Source organism: Marnyiella aurantia (genome assembly GCF_014041915.1).
GTDB classification, from domain to species: domain Bacteria; phylum Bacteroidota; class Bacteroidia; order Flavobacteriales; family Weeksellaceae; genus Marnyiella; species Marnyiella aurantia.
In genome coordinates this window covers 2,240,331-2,258,693 of sequence record NZ_CP059472.1, presented here as the reverse complement: position 1 = coordinate 2,258,693, position 18,363 = coordinate 2,240,331, and the positions used below count along the sequence as shown (strand labels likewise).

General features: G+C 42.1%; 15 protein-coding genes and 1 pseudogene. 6 read left to right on the top strand and 10 right to left on the bottom strand.

Going from position 1 to position 18,363, the window contains the following annotated elements; translation table 11 throughout:
* Positions 1 to 88: 88 nt before the first annotated feature.
* Positions 89 to 679, bottom strand: a complete 591-nt coding sequence (locus tag H1R16_RS10495) for a cupin domain-containing protein (protein WP_181886596.1) — start codon at positions 677 to 679, stop codon at positions 89 to 91.
* A gap of 273 nt (positions 680 to 952) precedes the next feature.
* Between H1R16_RS10495 and H1R16_RS10490 the strand changes: the two genes are divergently transcribed.
* From H1R16_RS10490 to H1R16_RS10480, 3 genes are all read left to right on the top strand, one after another.
* The gene (locus H1R16_RS10490; RefSeq protein WP_181886597.1) at positions 953 to 1,792 is read left to right on the top strand and encodes a DUF3667 domain-containing protein; all 840 of its coding nucleotides are present in this window, start codon (positions 953 to 955) and stop codon (positions 1,790 to 1,792) included.
* 51 nt (positions 1,793 to 1,843) lie between these two features.
* Entirely contained in the window at positions 1,844 to 3,529 is a 1,686-nt protein-coding gene (gene glgP, locus H1R16_RS10485) for an alpha-glucan family phosphorylase (RefSeq protein WP_228451048.1), read from the top strand.
* 70 nt (positions 3,530 to 3,599) lie between these two features.
* Positions 3,600 to 4,250, top strand: coding sequence for an HPP family protein (locus H1R16_RS10480; RefSeq protein ID WP_181886598.1), 651 nt, complete (start codon positions 3,600 to 3,602; stop codon positions 4,248 to 4,250).
* On the opposite strand, the gene H1R16_RS10475 is transcribed toward H1R16_RS10480, so the two are convergent.
* Positions 4,251 to 4,718, bottom strand: coding sequence for a hypothetical protein (locus H1R16_RS10475; RefSeq protein WP_181886599.1), 468 nt, complete (start codon positions 4,716 to 4,718; stop codon positions 4,251 to 4,253).
* Positions 4,719 to 4,840: 122 nt separating this feature from the next.
* Here H1R16_RS10475 and H1R16_RS10470 point away from each other — a divergent pair, with 122 nt between their 5' ends.
* Positions 4,841 to 6,967 (top strand): S9 family peptidase, encoded by a 2,127-nt coding sequence (locus H1R16_RS10470; protein ID WP_181886600.1) that lies wholly within the window; start codon positions 4,841 to 4,843, stop codon positions 6,965 to 6,967.
* 17 nt (positions 6,968 to 6,984) lie between these two features.
* Positions 6,985 to 8,649 carry a peptide MFS transporter gene (locus tag H1R16_RS10465; RefSeq protein ID WP_181886601.1) on the top strand — a complete coding sequence of 555 codons (1,665 nt, stop codon included), beginning with the start codon at positions 6,985 to 6,987 and terminating at the stop codon, positions 8,647 to 8,649.
* A gap of 119 nt (positions 8,650 to 8,768) precedes the next feature.
* Here the strand turns inward: H1R16_RS10465 and H1R16_RS10460 are convergent, their stop codons facing one another.
* Positions 8,769 to 9,059, bottom strand: coding sequence for a hypothetical protein (locus H1R16_RS10460; protein ID WP_181886602.1), 291 nt, complete (start codon positions 9,057 to 9,059; stop codon positions 8,769 to 8,771).
* A gap of 169 nt (positions 9,060 to 9,228) precedes the next feature.
* On the opposite strand from H1R16_RS10460, the gene H1R16_RS10455 reads away from it, so the two are divergent.
* Positions 9,229 to 11,301 carry an alpha-ketoacid dehydrogenase subunit alpha/beta gene (locus H1R16_RS10455; protein WP_181886603.1) on the top strand — a complete coding sequence of 691 codons (2,073 nt, stop codon included), beginning with the start codon at positions 9,229 to 9,231 and terminating at the stop codon, positions 11,299 to 11,301.
* A gap of 158 nt (positions 11,302 to 11,459) precedes the next feature.
* On the opposite strand, the pseudogene H1R16_RS10450 reads toward H1R16_RS10455, so the two are convergent.
* The 7 genes and pseudogenes from H1R16_RS10450 to H1R16_RS10420 all read right to left on the bottom strand — a co-directional run.
* Positions 11,460 to 11,720 (bottom strand): annotated as a pseudogene (locus H1R16_RS10450) (transposase); the annotation flags it as partial.
* Positions 11,721 to 11,759: 39 nt separating this feature from the next.
* Entirely contained in the window at positions 11,760 to 11,969 is a 210-nt protein-coding gene (locus H1R16_RS10445) for a hypothetical protein (RefSeq protein ID WP_228451049.1), read from the bottom strand.
* A gap of 446 nt (positions 11,970 to 12,415) precedes the next feature.
* The gene (locus H1R16_RS10440) at positions 12,416 to 12,751 is read right to left on the bottom strand and encodes a hypothetical protein (RefSeq protein ID WP_181886605.1); all 336 of its coding nucleotides are present in this window, start codon (positions 12,749 to 12,751) and stop codon (positions 12,416 to 12,418) included.
* The gene (locus tag H1R16_RS12415) at positions 12,741 to 13,955 is read right to left on the bottom strand and encodes an RHS repeat-associated core domain-containing protein (protein ID WP_396652413.1); all 1,215 of its coding nucleotides are present in this window, start codon (positions 13,953 to 13,955) and stop codon (positions 12,741 to 12,743) included. The genes H1R16_RS10440 and H1R16_RS12415 overlap by 11 nt, the downstream gene beginning before the upstream one ends.
* Before the next feature lie 175 nt (positions 13,956 to 14,130).
* Positions 14,131 to 14,319, bottom strand: a complete 189-nt coding sequence (locus H1R16_RS10430; protein ID WP_181886606.1) for a hypothetical protein — start codon at positions 14,317 to 14,319, stop codon at positions 14,131 to 14,133.
* Between the two features lie 53 nt (positions 14,320 to 14,372).
* Entirely contained in the window at positions 14,373 to 14,777 is a 405-nt protein-coding gene (locus tag H1R16_RS10425; RefSeq protein ID WP_181886607.1) for a hypothetical protein, read from the bottom strand.
* A 19-nt stretch (positions 14,778 to 14,796) separates the two neighbouring features.
* On the bottom strand, positions 14,797 to 18,360 hold the full coding sequence (locus tag H1R16_RS10420) for a DUF6443 domain-containing protein (protein ID WP_181886608.1): 3,564 nt from the start codon (positions 18,358 to 18,360) through the stop codon (positions 14,797 to 14,799).
* Between the last annotated feature and the right edge of the window lie 3 nt (positions 18,361 to 18,363).

Here is an 18,363-nt window from a genome sequence, read left to right as displayed (position 1 = left end):
AAATTTACTAATTATTCCCGATATGCGCCCCCTATATATCACAAAAACAGAACAATCATTCCGGCAATTTATCTTTTACATCTGCAATCTACTCTAGTTCTGTCTTAACAACCTCAGCAGTCAAAGAATCAGCCTGATACCATGTATAGGAATCTGAATTTCCGGACATTTTAAAGACCTTTCTTAGTGCCGTATCAAACAATCTAAAATCACTAACGACGAAATCTGTGGTATTATACAGATGCAGGCTGACCGAGCTTCCGCCTGAACCGTTTATCATTGAGTGTATTCCATATTCCTTTTGCGGAAAAACATGACCTGGCAGTGAAGTAAAGACCCCGTCATATTCGATGAAATTTTCGTTCTCACGATACAGTACTTCAGTTAACAGCCCTTTAAGAACCTTTATCCTCATATCAAATTTATGGTGATCATATATGGGAGTGCAGGTATCAGGACCCCATAGCAGCAGTTCAGCGATGAACTTACCACGGAATACAGGAACCGACATGAATTCTTTCTGTTTCACGATAATGCCTGACAAACGAAAGTGATTATCAAAATCAATAAAATTAAAACCCAAAAACATAGTACAGAACTCCTCGAAACTCTGTGGCGCATGGATTTTCAGTTGCCCAAGGGTTTCTGCTAGATCCACATACTTCTCTGAACTTTCCATAGCAACAGTTTATTGCAGTAAATTTACGCAGCACACATTCATAAACACCTAGTTTTAAGTGATTTAAATCAGCATTGATAATTATCACAAATTCCACGACTTCACAGTAGAAGTCTGTGACCGTTTTATTAAAACTACTTGCAAGTAACCGTTTTCGTTCTGTTAAACGTGTTCGGAAATTCTAATGTTTAAATTAGTCATCAGAATACGATATTTCGTAAAGCTTTCACAACTCTTTGCATCTCTTTTTATAAATTTGATAAAAACAAACTGATGATCCAGCCTGACAAAAGATGCAAGAACTGTGGGCAACATCTGCTTCTGCATCAGAAATTCTGCCACCACTGTGGCCAAAAGACTGCTACACACCGCATTGATTTTCATTTTCTCATTCACGAAATTCAGCATGGAATATTTCATGTAGACGGCGGAATCCTATATACCTTGCGACAACTGTTTACGCGACCAGGTCATATGCTCCGCGACTACCTGGACGGAAAAAGGCAACCGCATTTTAAACCTCTTTTGCTGGTGGTGATTCTTGGATCTCTGTGCTCGCTTATTCAGTATATGTTGAAACCCCGGACGGAGAACCAGGAAGAAGGTGAAAGAATCACCACCCAAATCACTGACACAGCAGCATCCAAGTATGTTGACTTTCAAGGCCTTATTGAGTATTTCCGGGAGATATTTAACTGGCTGGGAGGCCATTTTGCCATAACAGTATTGCTTATGCTGCCCGCTGCTGCACTTGGTTTTTATCTGGGTTTCAGAAAATACAGATATAATTACGCGGAATGGCTTGTAATCCTGCTTTTTCTTACCGCGCAGTCTTTAGCGGTATATGCTTTTTTTATTCCGTTTAATCAATTAGCCGGTATAAGCATAGGTTGGTTCTATTTAATCTCGTGGCTCCTAATCACGATTTCGTTAATTCAGTTTTGCGACTGTGTACGCAAGCGGTTCGTCATTATTCGCTCCTTTTGGTCCATGTTCCTAACTTACTTCATCTCCCTGTTTTATATAATTACAGCTGTTTTCATGCTGGCATTTATTGGTCTTGTGCGTTACGGTTATACCGGCCTGCTGCCAAAATTAATAGAGAGCTGGTAATACAATAATACCACCCTGATAGGCATAATAATTATTTATATTTGCAGGACTATGATGAAAAACCAACTTATGGATTTTAAGAACTACGTAATGCCGTATCCTATTAACAGTGAATACGCTAAAAAGACTGCCTATTTCTCCATGGAATTTGCAATTGACCAGGCGCTTAAAATCTATTCGGGAGGATTAGGATTTCTAGCGGGCTCGCATATGCGTAGTGTTTACAACCTAAAACAGGACGTTGTAGGAATAGGAATTCTTTGGAAATTTGGCTATTATGATCAGGCACGCAATCACGACCAGACGCTTCAACCTACCTGGACCAGAAAAATGTATACTTATCTTACAGATACAGAACTGAAGTTCCAGATTGAAATTCATTCAGCAAAGGTTTGGGTAAAAGTTTTTTACCTGGATCCTGAAATATTTAATACGGCACCCATGTTCTTTCTGTCCACAGACGTACCGGAAAACGATCATCTTTCCAAAACCATCTGTCACCGTCTGTACGATGCCAACGAATCCACAAAAATCGCGCAGTATATTTTACTTGGTAAAGGTGGTGCAAGACTGCTGGAGGAACTGAATCTTGAAAGAGAGGTATACCACCTTAATGAAGCTCACGGCCTACCCGCAGCATTTCATTTACTTGAGAAATATAACGGTGACCTTCAAAAGGTCAGGGAAAAACTGGTCTTCACCACCCACACACCGGAAGAAGCTGGAAATGAGAAGCACAACTTCCAGATGTGTTATGACATGTCCTACTTTTCCAATCTGTCTAAGGAGGAAGTAAAAAAGCTTGAGGGCGGAACAGATCCTGAACTTTTTAATCATTCCTTATGCGCCCTGCGTATCGCAAGGATTGCCAATGGCGTGTCCGAGCTTCATGGTCACGTTTCCAGGGCTATGTGGGGGAAATATGAGGGTGTCTGCGAAATTACGTCCATTACCAACGCTCAGGAATTTAAATACTGGTGCGACAAACCTCTGTATGATGCCAGGAAAAATGATGATCATGGGCTTTTTGACCTGCGAAAAAGACATCTGAAGAAAAGACTCTTCAAGACCGTTGCAGACCAGTGCGGAAAATTGTTTGACCCTAAAGTCTTCACCATAGTCTGGGCACGCAGATTTGCCGGATATAAACGTGCCGACCTGCTGCTTCATGACCGGGAAAGATTTGAAAAACTGCTTAACAATGCGGATTATCCGGTTCAGATTATCTGGGCAGGCAAGCCCTACCCGATGGATTATTCTGCTATTTCGATGTTCAATACACTGGTGGAAGAAAGTAAGTATTTCAAAAACATGGCGGTCCTTACAGGCTACGAACTGGCTCTAAGCAAACTGATGAAACAGGGTTCTGATCTTTGGCTTAATAATCCACGTGTTCCGCGGGAAGCTTCCGGGACCAGCGGCATGACTGCTGCTATGAACGGATCCGTCAACCTTTCCACAGATGACGGCTGGATTCCCGAATTCGCAAAACATGGCGAAAATTGTTTTGTAGTTCCCAAGGCAGATTATGCTGCGATGAGCGTATACGAACAGGACAGATATGATATGGACAAACTGTACGAACTTCTGGAAAACCAAATCATTCCCACTTACTACGAACACCCGGAAAAATGGCAGGAGATCCAGTGGCAGGCTATGGAAGATGTGAAAGATGCATTCAACAGTGACCGAATGGCCCACCAATATTATAAAATGATCTACGAGCCGGCACCTTGATTTATAACCTTAATGGTTCCACGGAAGCATTGACTGTTTATCAGCGTGAGCACCAGGAAGATACCATGTCGTGAGAAAGCAACTTAAACGTTCATACCGCATCAGCAAATACGTTGTTTACAAGGAGACCCTGATAGACTATAAGGAGAAGTTGTGGTCGTTTTTGGGTTCTTTTCTGGGAATTGGTATCATTGCCATAATTCAGAGTTTTATCCTGGAAGATCAGGACAATATTTTTCTGATAGGCTCATTCGGGGCCAGCAGTGTGCTTATTTATGGAGTGATCCAAAGTCCGCTGGCGCAGCCGCGCAATCTGATCGGCGGTCATGTTGTGAGCGCAGTTGTTGGAGTTACAGTCGCACAGCTGGTGCCTGACCTTATCTGGATTACCGCACCGCTGGCAGTTTCGCTGTCAATTCTGGGCATGCAGTTCACAAAAACCCTGCATCCACCAGGCGGAGCTACTGCGCTTATCGCCGTCAGCGGTTCAGAGCAAATAAAATCAATGGGTTACCTGTATGTAGTATATCCAGTTATGGCAGGAGTAATTATACTGCTGTTAGTTGCTTTGCTGGTAAACAATATGACTTCACAACGTGTTTACCCCAACGACGGTCGTTTCTCGCGTACCTTCAACTGGTTTCTGAACCCCGTACGTAAGCAGTCCATCCAAATCAAGAGAGGACGCAGGCTCCGAAGGCTGAAGCGGTCCAAAAGGTAATTATAGCTTTCGCGCCACTCCTATTTCATACACTTTGGTATGTTTCAGATATTTGGAACGTTCGCGCGACGTCACAGATTCAAACCGGTTATCGCGAAGGACGATAATGGGATCCTCAGATATTTCAAGCTCTGCATTGGTAATATACTTCTCCTCCAGACTCATTCGGTCAGATGATGACTTCAGTCGCTGTAAATCGTCAGCATAGTGTCTGAAACCGGGATCGGAAGAGTGTATAAATCTATATTCGGGGCCTGCATCAGCATAATAGTGAAGTTTTTTTTCTAAAAGACCTGCTTCATTTGTAATCTCGGGATTATCATTGCCGTCCAGGAAACCCACTTCTACAACTTCTCCGCCTTGCAAAGCTGCATAACTTTCCGCATCCCTGTACCTGGGAAAACCAACTGTGATCTCGAGACCAGCCAGCCGGTATTTAATGAGTTTTTTTTGATTGTAAGTATCCATAATACATTAACTGTTAGATTACTAAAGTAAATTTACAATTAAATTAAAGTTAATCATTGAAAACTCTTCAGTTAAATACGTAATTTGAGAATTTTGTTATCTTTGAAATCTTATCAAAATTCATGAGAAAACTTTTTATATCACTCTGTCTGTTCGGTACACTAACAGTTTCCGGACAGGAAATCACTCTGGATAAAATCTATTCCGGGTATTACCGCAGTAATGGAATTGCCGGAATAGCCTCGCTTAAAAATGGTGAGAATTATGTGGTCATCGAACCATCGGGTATTGCAAAATACTCCTATAAAACCAGTGAAAAAGTAGGAAACATTGTTGACGGCAGTTTCGAATCTTATATTTTCAGTGATGATGAAAGTAAGATATTACTGTTAAAAGAGAGTGAGCCAATTTACAGGCACTCCTTCCTTGGTAAATTTGACGTAAAAGACCTTAAATCAGGAATAGTGATCAGCCTTAATAACGGGAATTTCATTCAGGAACCCACTTTCTCCCCGGACGGCAGCAAGGTGGCTTTTATTGCCGACAATAACCTTTATTATCAGGATCTTAATTCACAGAAAATCACAAAAATAACATCAGACGGGCAGAAAAATGCCATCCTGAACGGTCTGGCCGACTGGGTATACGAGGAGGAATTTGGTCATGCCAGGCAGTACGAATGGACCAAAAACTCGGATGCCATTGTTTTTATCAAATCAGATGAAAGCGCGGTTCCGGAGATGTATATTCCGATTTACAACAAGCAGCTGTATCCTTCTGAAATGAGGTTTAAATACCCGAAAGCCGGTGAAACCAACTCCACCGTTTCGGCACAGCTCTACAGACTGGATAACGGGAAAGTAATTGCGCTGGATCTGTCGGGATTCAAAAATTATTACCTGCCCAATGTTTTCCGTACAGCCAAAGCTGATGAAATTTTTCTCATAAGTTCGGAACGCACCCAAAACGCTTCCGATGTACTTAAAGTGAACACAAAAACCGGAAAGGTAACCAGACTTTTCACTGAGACAGACGAAAAATGGGTAGATACAGATAATGTGACCCTTGAATTCCTGGAAGATAACTCTTTTATTTGGGGTTCAGAACGCGATGGTTACCGCCATCTGTACTGGTATTCGGCGGACGGAAAACTGAAAAGGCAGGTTACGAAGGGAAACTGGGAAGTAACTGATTACTACGGTTATAATCCCAAGACCAAGGAAGTCTTGGTACAAACCACTGAAAAAGGAAGCATTAACAAAGTTGTGTCCAGAATAAATATCCAGAACGGCAAATCTGTCATTATCTCTAATCCCGAAGGAAATAACCGCGCAAACTTCAGCGGAAATTATCAGTATTTCATCGAAACTTCATCAACTGCTGCCCGCCCTTTCACCTATGTGCTGAAAGACGGTAACGGTAAGAAGGTTAAGGAACTTCAGAATAATGACCAACTGCTGCAGAAACTAAAGGCCGATAATATGGTGACGCGTGAATTCTTCACGATTCCGAATGAAGCCGGCGACCAGATGAACGCGTGGGTGATGAAGCCTAAAAACTTTGACCCAAATAAGAAATATCCGCTCTTTATGTTCCAGTATTCAGGACCGGGCTCCCAAAGCGTGAGTAATTCATGGGACGGCGGAAACGGACTTTGGTTTAATCATCTTGTGCAGCAGGGATATATCGTAGCCTGTGTGGACGGCCGAGGAACGGGATATAAAGGCACCAAATACAAAAAAACCACCTACCTGAATCTGGGCAAATACGAAACAGAAGACCAGATAACCGCTGCTAAATGGTTTGGTAAGCAATCTTACATTGACGCAGACCGAATCGGCATCTTCGGGTGGAGTTTCGGCGGCTATATGGCCAGTCTCGCTTTAACTAAAGGAGCAGACGTGTTTAAGGTTGGTATTGCGGTAGCACCTGTTACGAACTGGCGCTATTACGATACCGTATACACCGAAAGATTTTTAAGGACACCACAGGAAAATCCTAAGGGTTATGATGAAAACAGTCCTACTGAATTTGCAAAACTGATGAAAGGAAAATTTCTTTTGATTCACGGTACAGCAGATGATAATGTTCATTTTCAGAACTCGCTGGAACTTTCTGAGGCATTGATTCAGAACAAAAAACAGTTTGAATTTATGGCCTACCCCGACAAAAACCACGGGATATTTGGTGGCAGCACAAGGCCCCAGCTTTACCAGAAAATGACCGATTTCATTCTGGAGAATTTATAAATAACTAAAAATTAAATATGGCGACAAGCAACAACAAACACCCTAAGGGGCTTCCTTACCTCTTCTTCACTGAAATGTGGGAACGGTTCGGATACTATCTGATTCTTGGAATCTTTGTTCTGTATATGATTGACCCGGTGGACACGGGTGGTCTGGCTTTTAATGACAAGAATGCGGACGACATCTTCGGGACATTCATTGCACTGACGTATCTGACCCCGTTTTTAGGTGGTTTCCTTGCCGACCGGCTTTTAGGCTATATCAATGCCATTTATATTGGTGGCGCACTAATGGGCCTGGGCTATATTGGTCTGGGTGTATTCACCGATATTCCAATGTTCTACACTTCCATGGGACTTATTATCCTTGGAAACGGCTTTTTCAAACCGAGTATTTCTACCCTTCTGGGAAACCTTTACGAGGAGGAACCCTATAAACAAAACAAAGATGCCGGATATAATATTTTCTATATGGGAATTAATATCGGTGCATTTGCATGTAATATCATTGCTGCTTTCATGCGTAATAAATTCGGCTGGGGCGAGGCATTTATTACTGCCGGTGTAGGTATGTTCCTGGGGCTGATTATATTTTCAATTGGCCGAAAGTATATTTTAAAAGCCAATATTATGAAACCTGTTCAGGAGGGCGATACAAAAATATCAGATGTTTTGGTAAAGGTTTTCCTTCCGGCTATTATTGCAGGAGTGATCGGATGGGTAATTCCAGGAAATGTTTTTGGAAGTGACTCTACAGACGCCTTTATCTTTGCCTGTCTGCCCGTTGTATATTTTTATGTGATGCTCTATGTAAAAGCGAATGCAGAAGACAAACGACCGATTGGCGCGTTACTGGCTATTTTTGCTGTCAGTCTGATGTTCTGGGCGGTATTTAAGCAGAATGGTACTGCACTTACACGCTGGGCAAACTATTATACAGACCGCAGCGTTCCCGCCGCAGCTGAAAAACCGCTGGAAGCAATTTATCTTGTAGAAGCTCAAGATTATAAAAGCAAAGAAGTAAGCGTTTATAATGATCAGTATGTTGCTCAGAAGGACGAGGATGGAAACCCATTAAAAGAAGTAGGCAAGGATATCTATTTCCGTAATGAACTACCGGAAAAGAAAGCCGTTATGGAGGCTAATCCGGAACAGAGTGTCTACCTTTATAATACAGAATTATTCCAGTCCGTCAATCCATTCTGGGTAATTGTACTTACGCCAGTAGTGGTAGGATTCTTTATGTTTCTGCGGCGACGGGGCAAAGAACCTACAACTCCGGCAAAAATTGTGCTGGGTCTCTTTATTTCAGCGCTCTCTTGTCTCGTAATGGTAGGAGCGGTTTATGCAGGCGAAAATGGTGCATTTAAGGTATCTGCGCTCTGGCTGATAGCTGCCTATGGAGTAATCACAATTGGTGAACTTTGCCTGTCGCCAATGGGCCTTTCTCTGGTTTCCAAGCTTTCGCCGCCCAGGATTACCGCACTTATGATGGGAGGATTCTTCCTTTCAACATCAATCGGCAACAAGCTGTCAGGAGTACTGGCCAGCTTTTGGTACGATTATGAAAACAAGGCAAATTTCTTCATCGTAAATTTCGGCTTATTACTTCTGGCTACCCTTCTGGGATTATCTATCCTAAAGAGATTGAACAAGGTAATGCGTGAGAAAGGAGTGAATTAACCTCCAACCTGTAAATGACAAACAATCCGTTTCAGCAAGCTGAAACGGATTGTTTTTTTTACTTGAGTTAACTTTACATTCTTGCGCTTGTTGTACCGGTTTTTATGTGGTAGAAAATACTAGTTGCAGGTAACTCTGAACTCATATTCGTCCTTTTTCGTATTTCCGTTCGGAAGTACTGTTGAAGTTTCTACACCGGATGAAGCTATAGTCCCATCCATGGTACAGTCATCGCTGCCAATCGCAACTTCAGTTCCCTGTCCGGTCCAGGGAGTAGCAGCGTAGACCGTTGATGTTGTGCCCTGATATTCTACTGTTCGCTCCCAGCGCTGCTGGGTACAGTCACATTTATCATTAGAACTGGAGCAGGATGCTAAAAACAGGGCAGTGAAAGGAAGGATGTATTTCATATTTCTTATTTTTTAATGTTGAATGGCTATATCAAACTGCTAACCATATATCTAAAATCAGAACCAGCGCGCCATAACATATAAATCAAAAAGAAAATTATGCAATAATTATAAACCTGATAATTCCTCAAATAGAATCATTTTAACAAAATTCCTATCTTTGCTAGCTATGGAGATTACGACTAAAGAGAAAATTTCGCAGGACATTCTGCTTAAAGCCTATAACCATATGATGCTTGCCAAAGCAATGGCAGACATTTACGAGGAAAACCGCACCATAACCAAATACGTACACAGCACCTCCAGGGGTCACGAAGCCATACAGCTGGCCACGGCCTATCAGTTAACTAAAGACGACTGGGTGTCGCCTTATTACCGCGACGAAAGTATACTGATGGGAATAGGTTTCGAGCCTTACCGTCTTATGCTTCAGTTATTGGCCAAAGCTAATGATCCTTTTTCCGGCGGACGTTCATACTACTCTCACCCTTCCAGTCTGGAAGAAGACAAACCAAAAATAATCCACCAGAGTTCGGCCACCGGCATGCAGGCAATCCCAACCACAGGCGTCGCTCAGGGAATAAAGTATATTGAGGAATTCAACCTTAAAACATTTGAAAACAATCCGGTAGTTGTGTGCAGTTTTGGCGACAACTCCGTTACGGAAGGCGAAGTTTCCGAGGCTTTCCAGTTCGCAGCACTACATCAGCTTCCTGTTATTTTCCTGGTGCAGGATAATGAATGGGGAATTTCTGTAACGATGGAAGAAGCCCGAACGTCCGATGCTTATGATTTTGCGGCCGGTTTTGTAGGTCTGAACAGAATGCGTGTAGATGGAACCGACTTCGTAGCCAGCTATGAAGCGATGAAAGAAGCGGTGGATTTCGTACGTACAGAACGTAAACCGATGCTGGTGTGCGCAAAAACTGTGCTTATAGGACATCACACTTCCGGTGTACGACGTGAATTCTACCGCGATGAAGCCGACCTTGTGAAGCACCGCGCCAAAGATCCGGGTGACATCCTCAGAAGTTACCTGTTGGAGGAAGGCGTTACGGAGGAAGTGCTTAAGCAGATCACTAAAAAAGCGCGGATTGAGGCTGAAGAAGCATTCCAGAAAGCCATCGCTGCCGAAGATCCAAAACCCGAAACGGTAGCAGACCATGTTTTTGCTCCCACACCTATTACCGAAGAAAGCGGCATACGCGAACCGAAAGGTGGCGAGAAAATCGTAATGGTTGATGCTGCTATTCATGCCATCCAGGAATTGATGTGGAAACATCCTGAAGCTCTTCTTTACGGCCAGGATGTGGGCGAAAGAATCGGTGGCGTATTCCGCGAAACGGTGACACTGGGTCAGAAATTTGGAAAGAAACGTGTTTTCAACACCCCGATCCAGGAAGCATACATCATCGGTTCCACCGCGGGAATGAGTGCAGTTGGACTGAAGCCGATCGTAGAAGTTCAGTTTGCCGATTATATTTACCCCGGCATTAATCAGCTCATTACCGAAATATCAAAATCCTGCTATCTTTCGCAGGGCAAGTTCCCCGTAAGCAATATCATAAGAGTACCTATCGGTGCCTATGGTGGAGGTGGCCCTTACCACAGCGGAAGTGTGGAGAGCATTTTGGCAAACATTAAAGGAATCAAGATTGCCTATCCAAGTAATGCCGCCGACTTTAAAGGCTTGCTGAAAGCTGCATACTACGACCCGAACCCTGTAATTATGCTGGAACATAAAGGACTGTACTGGAGCAAAGTTCCCGGAACGGAGGATGCAAAGACAGTAGAACCGGATGAGGACTATATCCTGCCGTTAGGTAAAGCGAACATTCTTCTTGAAGCCGATCCTTCGGAAACTGAAAAGGGCCGAACAATGGTTGTTGTAACGTACGGGATGGGCGTTTTCTGGGCGAAGGAAGCAGCTAAGAAATTTGCCGGCCGTGTGGAGATCATCGACCTTAGAACTCTGATTCCGCTGGATGAAAACCTGGTATTCGAAAGGGTAAAACTCCACGGAAAATGTATCGTCCTTACCGAAGAGCAGATCCAGAACTCCTTTGCTGAAGCTTTTGCGCACAGGATTACGAACAACTGTTTCAAACATCTGGATGCCGCCGTGGAGGCGGTAGGCTCACTGAATCTCCCGGCTGTACCTATCAACCTGGTGCTTGAGAAGGAAATGCTGCCAAATGCCGATAAATTATCGCAGAAAATTGAAAGACTGCTGAATGACTAAATAGAGGGCACCGCGAGGTGTCCTTTTATTGTTAAAAAAAATTTTCGCAGAAAAATATTGCGCTAACTTTAAACGTTAGCCTTTTCTATTATTAACCGCTCAAAGTCAGGAAATGGGAGATTCGACGAAGTCAGACTTTGCGCAGCGGGGCTTTAAAGCTTTTTTTCGATAATATATCTAGCCACGTCAAGTTCCATTGCCAAGTTTGCGTACATGCGCTTGAGCCTGGCGTTTTCTTCTTCCAGTTCCTTCACACGCTTAAGTTCACTGGCTTCCATGCCGTTGTACTTCTGGCGCCACTTGTACAAAGTGGCTGTGCTGATGCCGTTTTCCCGAGCCAGTTCCTCGGCACTGCGCCCACCGGCAAACTCCTTTAAAACACCTGCAATCTTTGCAGGACTGAATGTGCTCTTTTTCATTGTCTTAATTACGATTTAAAGTTAATTAATTTTATACTTTTAAACCGTACTGTTTTCGGGGGAGCTTACACAATTGCTCATAATTACGTAGCCATACAGTATCATGCCTTTGTTTTCATTGCAGAAACGGAAACAGTTAATGATGATGTCGCGATTGTTTTTACGTGTAAAGATATCAATCCAGTCAACAACAGTGATTGTTATGAAATGTGGGCTTTCCTGATCTCTGATGACGTAACCAGCTTTCATGGCTGTGCTTTAATCAAAGATATGGTTTTTATAAAATATTAGGTGGAAAAATTTGCTCAAAGTCGGGAGACTTTGCGCAGCGGGTGATGGTTATAAAATGTGGCTTTTCCTGATCTCTGATAACGTAACCGGCTTTCATGGGGTGGGTTTTATCAAAGATAATGGTTTTTTATATGTGTGAGAGTCAGATGGATTAGCTCAAAGTCAGGAGACTTTGCACAGCTGGGGGAAGGTGAGATTTCTTCTTATGATAAAGAAGTCATTAAACGTATTGAAGATATTGACAAGCTGGATTCTGCAACCAAAGAACATTTGTTCTTTCTCGTTGACAACATTATCCAAAATTTTTAAACAAAACAGGCGTTTGCTAAATAACACAAGAGCCAACTCAATTGAGTTGGCTCTTGTTATCTAATTTTTGTATATAAATTAAATCTATCGATATTTTAATATTTGTAAGATTTTACTTCTCCATCTCTATAGATATACATACTATCTTCACCCTTACGCTTAACTACACTATCATTTTTTTGAAAACGACTATACTCATACATATTAAAATTCAATTTCTTTTTATTCTTTAGAATTAAAATAGTCACTCCGTGATTAGAATAATCTCTATAAATACTATCAATGTTGCCAGAAAAGGCTACATATAAATTCTTCTGCTTTATTCTTTCAGGCTCTGTTTTTCTATTTTCTTTATAAAAAAAATATGCAATAACAATCAAACAGAAAACTATTGCTCCTAGAATTTTAAAACCTAAATCTCTATTTACCACTTTCTCTGATTTTTTTACTTGGATTAATATACGTTGTTCCCGCTTGTGCACTACCTCCTATAGATAATTTAGGTCTTTTGATAAAATTCATAATACCAGAAGAAACACTTGCTCCCCCCATTGATACATTTCCATTTCCTTCTTTTCTAGTCTCTCCATAGTTTCCAGAAATAGCACCGACTCCACCAGAAATATTCCAGTAATTACCTCCCAAATTTCCAGTGGTTAAAGGTCCATATCCATCTTGAGATGTATATTCATTATAAGCTCCACCAAATCCTATATTTGCTCCTGCAGATTTATAAAGATTCATATATATTCCACTATCATAATTTCCACTAAAGTACCCTATTTCAAATCCTGCACCAGCTCCAACAGTCGCCTCGCCACCTATACCAACCGTGAAAGGTTTATCTAATATTTCAACACCCCAATTTCTACTAGAATCAATACTTGTAAAAAATTGGCTCCTTGTTCTATCAGCATCTCCTGATCCGTGATGCTCCCAATTATTTTGATTTGAATCAGACATATTAGTCCAAGAACCATCAGATTGCAGACTTACCTTACCAATAGTCTCATCACCCAAAACGACATTGAAATTGCCGTTTTTACCTAGATATTCTCCCTGTACTAAACCTTGATCCTTAAGTGTATTAAATTGCTCTGCAGAAGTAAGTGAAGCGTCATAAGTAAATGTTTTATTCTTGCTGTCCCAGAACCAATCTGTTCCTTGCCTTCCATCAGGGTCAATGAATCTAATGGGATTATTAAACGCATAATTATAAGGACTATGACGAGTCATCTTCTCCGCCAGCGGATCCACCACCCCCCATCTTCCCAGTTCGGGCATGTAGAACCTCGCGCCATAATCATACATACCACTATCAGTCTGCAATTCTTTGCCATTATATTTGTACAGATATGGATGGAGCGAAAAGCTATGTTCATGACTTAATCCAAACGGATAATAATTATCTACCTCCAAAACTACTGCGCTTCCATTTTGGTTGCTGTAACTTACCCGTAGATTTCCCAGATGGTCTTTATACTGGTAAATATAGGTATTATTTACAAAGTTGAAATATCCTTCCGATGTGGGCACAAACTGCAGAGCCTGTATAGTGGTATTTGTTTCGTACTGGAATCCGTCGATATATTCTGTCGTGGTTGTTCTTTCAGTACCTCCCTTGTATCCGTACACATAAGTCTTTTTGAGTTTAGTTCCATCCGCACGATAAAAGTAACTGGAGGTCACATTCTTCAGCTCGCCCTCGTCTCCCGGGTTTTCGCTGTCCTATATTGATACCCATAAATTTGCAACTTAAATTTTAACGCTTTTTATTTGTTTTTTGTCATAGAATGCGCAGCGGGGAAGATTACACTTTTCCTTTCAGCTTCGTGTTTGTTAGGAAAAATATATTTCCATTACTGTCTACGATCCATAATTTATTGTAAAACTTTTCTCCTCCTTTTGATACGATACCAATATGGTCGGAAAATACATATACATTAGAGTCTCCTTCTTTCAATCCTAAAACAGGAAATGTTATTTCTATATTTGTCATAATTTATTTGAAATAGACACACCGATAAAACGATATGTCTATTTAGAAAAAAATTAGTTAAAAATTCTGATTAATTCTTCATAATTTTTTGTGGAATATATGGTTTCTTTAAGATTTTGAATGTCATCTAAGTGTTTCAATTTTTTCGGATTTGCTGATACATAATTAACTATCTTATTTTGTAATTCAATTAAATTAATCTGTGTAACATCTTCCTCCAAAATAGGTTTCAAGCGAACCATTAAGCCAACTTTTTTTATGCTTTCTATTAAATTAATCCCACTATCCTTGATAACGTTTTTGATTTTGTAGAGATTTCCTAATGAGTCTACAACTTCTACATTACGAAAAGCCTGATTAATGAGCCTTACATCTCCCATTAAAAATTTATAATCTAAAACTATTAAATCAATTCCTCTGTCGAATACTAATATTGGAAATTTCATATTTTTTTTCATTTGTAAATTAATTACCAAATTAATAAGAACCAAACTGAACTCCGTGTCCTATTGTAGAAAACGCTCCAGCCTTAAACCAAGTTGGCGTAGAAGATACAGGGTAAAATAATTGCCAGCCAGGGATAGATCCTAAACCAACACTTGGATAAGCTTTTCCGTGCGCCCACCTCATATGAGAAACTTGATTAGGGAATTTTGTTAAATTCCAAGGTTGATTTGCAATAGATTGGTAACCATATTTTTTTGCTGTAGCCTGTGTAATTGCCCAATGATGCAAAGGTTCTCCTGCTCCTGCATATCCTTTTTTCATCATCCATTTTCTTGTCGCACTCCAAGAATGTGAGCCTAATTTCCAAGCTCCTCTTCCGAGTCCGGTTGCAATAGATTTCACCATAAATACATCGCTAATTGCTAATGCCGTATAACCTGCACCTCGCCAATAATTTCCATTTTGGAAATGATCTACAGCAGCTCTTCCGCTTCCCCAAACCGGTATTAAACTTTCCCATTCTCCTGGTTGTCCTATACTACCATCATCGCTTTTTAACTTCAGCATATTCGCTGTTCCTGCTGGATATGTCGTCGTTGGATTTGTCCACCACCATAGAACGTTGTCCTTGATGTCGTACCCGCCACCGCTGCCTGCACCTCCGGGGTTGTAGTCGCCACCCACTCCCGCGAGGAGGCTCTGCGTATAGCTCTGGCTCCAATTAATGGAGTTCCCGTCGTAGTCCATGGAGCTGCCCCAGTTGTTGGTGAAGCCCTGCCCCGTGTTATACCACGTCGTTCCGTGCGGCGAGCTATTAATTGCATCCATGAATCCCTGAGACAATCTTCCATCAGGATCCACAAACATCACTGGGTTGTTATTACCGTACACATACGGCGAGAACCTCCTGTTAACTTCCGCCAGCGGATCCACAACTCCCCATCTTCCCAGTTCCGGCATGTAGAATCTTGCACCGTAGTCGTACATACCACTATCGGTTTGAAGTTCTTTTCCATTGTATTTATAGTGATATGCACTAATCGAAAGAGTGTTTACATGCCTTAAACCATAAGGATAATAGCTTTCTTCCTCCAAAATTACTGCGCTGCCATTTTGGTTGCTGTAACTTACCCGCACATTGCCCAAATGGTCTTTATACTGGTAAATATAATTATTATCTGTAAAACTAAAATATCCTTCTGAAGTAGGCACGAACTTCAGAGCCTGTATAGTGGTATTTGTTTCGTACTGGAAGCCGTCGATATATTCTGTTTCAGTGACCGTTTCCGTACTTTTTCTGCCATATGTATAAATTTTCTTCAGCTTCACACCGTCGGCACGATAGTGATAATCTGTCTGTACATTTCGTTCTTCCAGAGGACCGCCAACATATAAGCGGATGTAGTATTGCTGATTGTAGGTGATGTTACGGGGCAGATCAAGAATATTATAATCAATATTCAAAATGCCTTTATCCTTCTGGTCCTTCATGCTGCCGTTAGCATCATAGGCGATTGGGTTGCCGGAGACGTCGGGATAACCCTGATAATTGCCGGACAGTTCATTTACAGATGTAAGCCTATTGCCCTCATAGTTATAGACCAAATTATCAATCTGTTCCGCATAGCTGCCGGCCATGGACTTTGCATTACGCTGCAGCGTCGTAATATTACCGTTGCGGTCATAAGACAGCTGCTCATTGAAGTAATTATTCTGAGGTACCGTGGTCTCCGGTTCTTGGTAATTGCCCTTTAACAAACGGTTGTACCCGTCGTACTGGTAGATGTACCGTTTTGAAACATTATCTCCGGCACTCTTCCAGGATACCTCCGTAATATTGCCATTGAAATTGCCAGTACTAACCAGTGGGTCCGAACTCCCGCTGAAATCCATCTCGTAACCGAAAAGGTCTGTATTCAGCTGATGCGGATTATTAATTTTAGTTAACCAACCCCGGATGTTATAGGTATAATCTACCTGCTGAAGGTTATTACCGACCTTTTTGTTGGTCACCTGCCCCAATTCGTTATAGGCATATTCTGCCATCAGAATTTCAGGGTTTGAATTGACCTGGTGATATTGTTTAAGCAGCCGGAACTGGCTGTCGTACTCGAACCGTTCGCGCAGCGCTACCTGAGGGTCGCTGCTTAAGCGCTGATGAAAGGTATTGGCTGCGAGCACCGCACCCGAAAAATGAAGCTGCTTTTCGGTAACTGTAAAGCCGCCCAGATGATTTTGGGTAAAAGAACCGATGGGCCGGGCTTTGCCATCATACCAAATGTGTGTGGACGTCCAGTTATCGTCTTCCAGATTTTTAACCGACGAGGCTGTGGGCAGGCTTTTGGTACTCCGCACATCGCCCGACATCACAGGCTGCCCTAATATACTTTCAGGGACAGGAACTAAATTCCATCTGTTGGTTCCGGGATAAGTATCATAGTAGTTTAAAGACAATGCAGTAAAGGTTCCCGACGGATATGCCGTATTTGTGTATAAGATTTCTTTGGTATTTGCGGTAAAAGGTACAGTGCTGCGGCTTTCGTTGTTCAGCAACTTCGCATTGGCATTATTCTGTGCCTGCAGACGGGTGGTGCCGTCGGCAAACTGACCTGTATATACTACGCGGCCAAATTTATCATAGCGTGAAAACAGCCAGGTGCCGCTGGTTCGCATATTGCCGTCCTGCGAGGCCACCAGACGGTTCTGCTGATCGTATACAAAGTATTCCCAACCTTTACCGGGAAGTTTTTTTTCTACCTGCCGTCCACGGTTGTCGTTACGGTACTGATAACAAAGTTTATCCAGAATGTTCTGCGTCACCACATTACCACCAGCGGAAATCTGCTCTTCGGCCTTTGGCGAAATGACGTATACTAAATGTCCATAGATATTATAGACATAATAGGTATCCAGTCTTTCTGTGCCACTTTCCTGGCGCACCAACACTGTATTTCCATCACTGGTCTTAAACTCTACTTTCACCTTTCCGTCTTCATCTGTTACCACAGACTTTAACAGTTGGTTTTCGGCAAAAAAGCTGGCAGTGGGCAGACCTGAAACTGCAGTACTTTCGGTCCAGGTGCTGTTCACTGTATATCTTTTGACTTGGTCGGAAGACTTATTAACTGTTTGAGTAAATTTTTGAGTTTTGCCACCGCTCATTGCCCAGGGGCTTCCCGGATGTGCAACTTCCTGAAGTGTTGCCAAAGGTGAGGCTTCCGTTCTTTTTTCGGTGAATGCATTGGCAGTTCCCGGGAACAAATTGCCATAGTAGGAATTTACAGTGCCATCAGTTACCTGCTGGATTCCAGCATTGGCCGTAGGTACGGGGACCGGCAAATACTCGCGGGACTGGCGACCCAGATCGTCATAGAGATACGGAACCACCAAATCCTTTCCGGTGGGTGTTGCTTTTACAGATACCATCTGTTTGGGACGACCGAGCCCGTCAAAATACTGTACAGTCTCTGCCTTGTTGGCACCATCCGCACTTAAGAATGTTTTGGTATATATGTAGTTCTCTGAGGCAGTTGGCGACTGTGCCTGAAAAAAGGTACACAGAATAAGGAAAAAAGGTATAATCAGTTTCTTCATGGC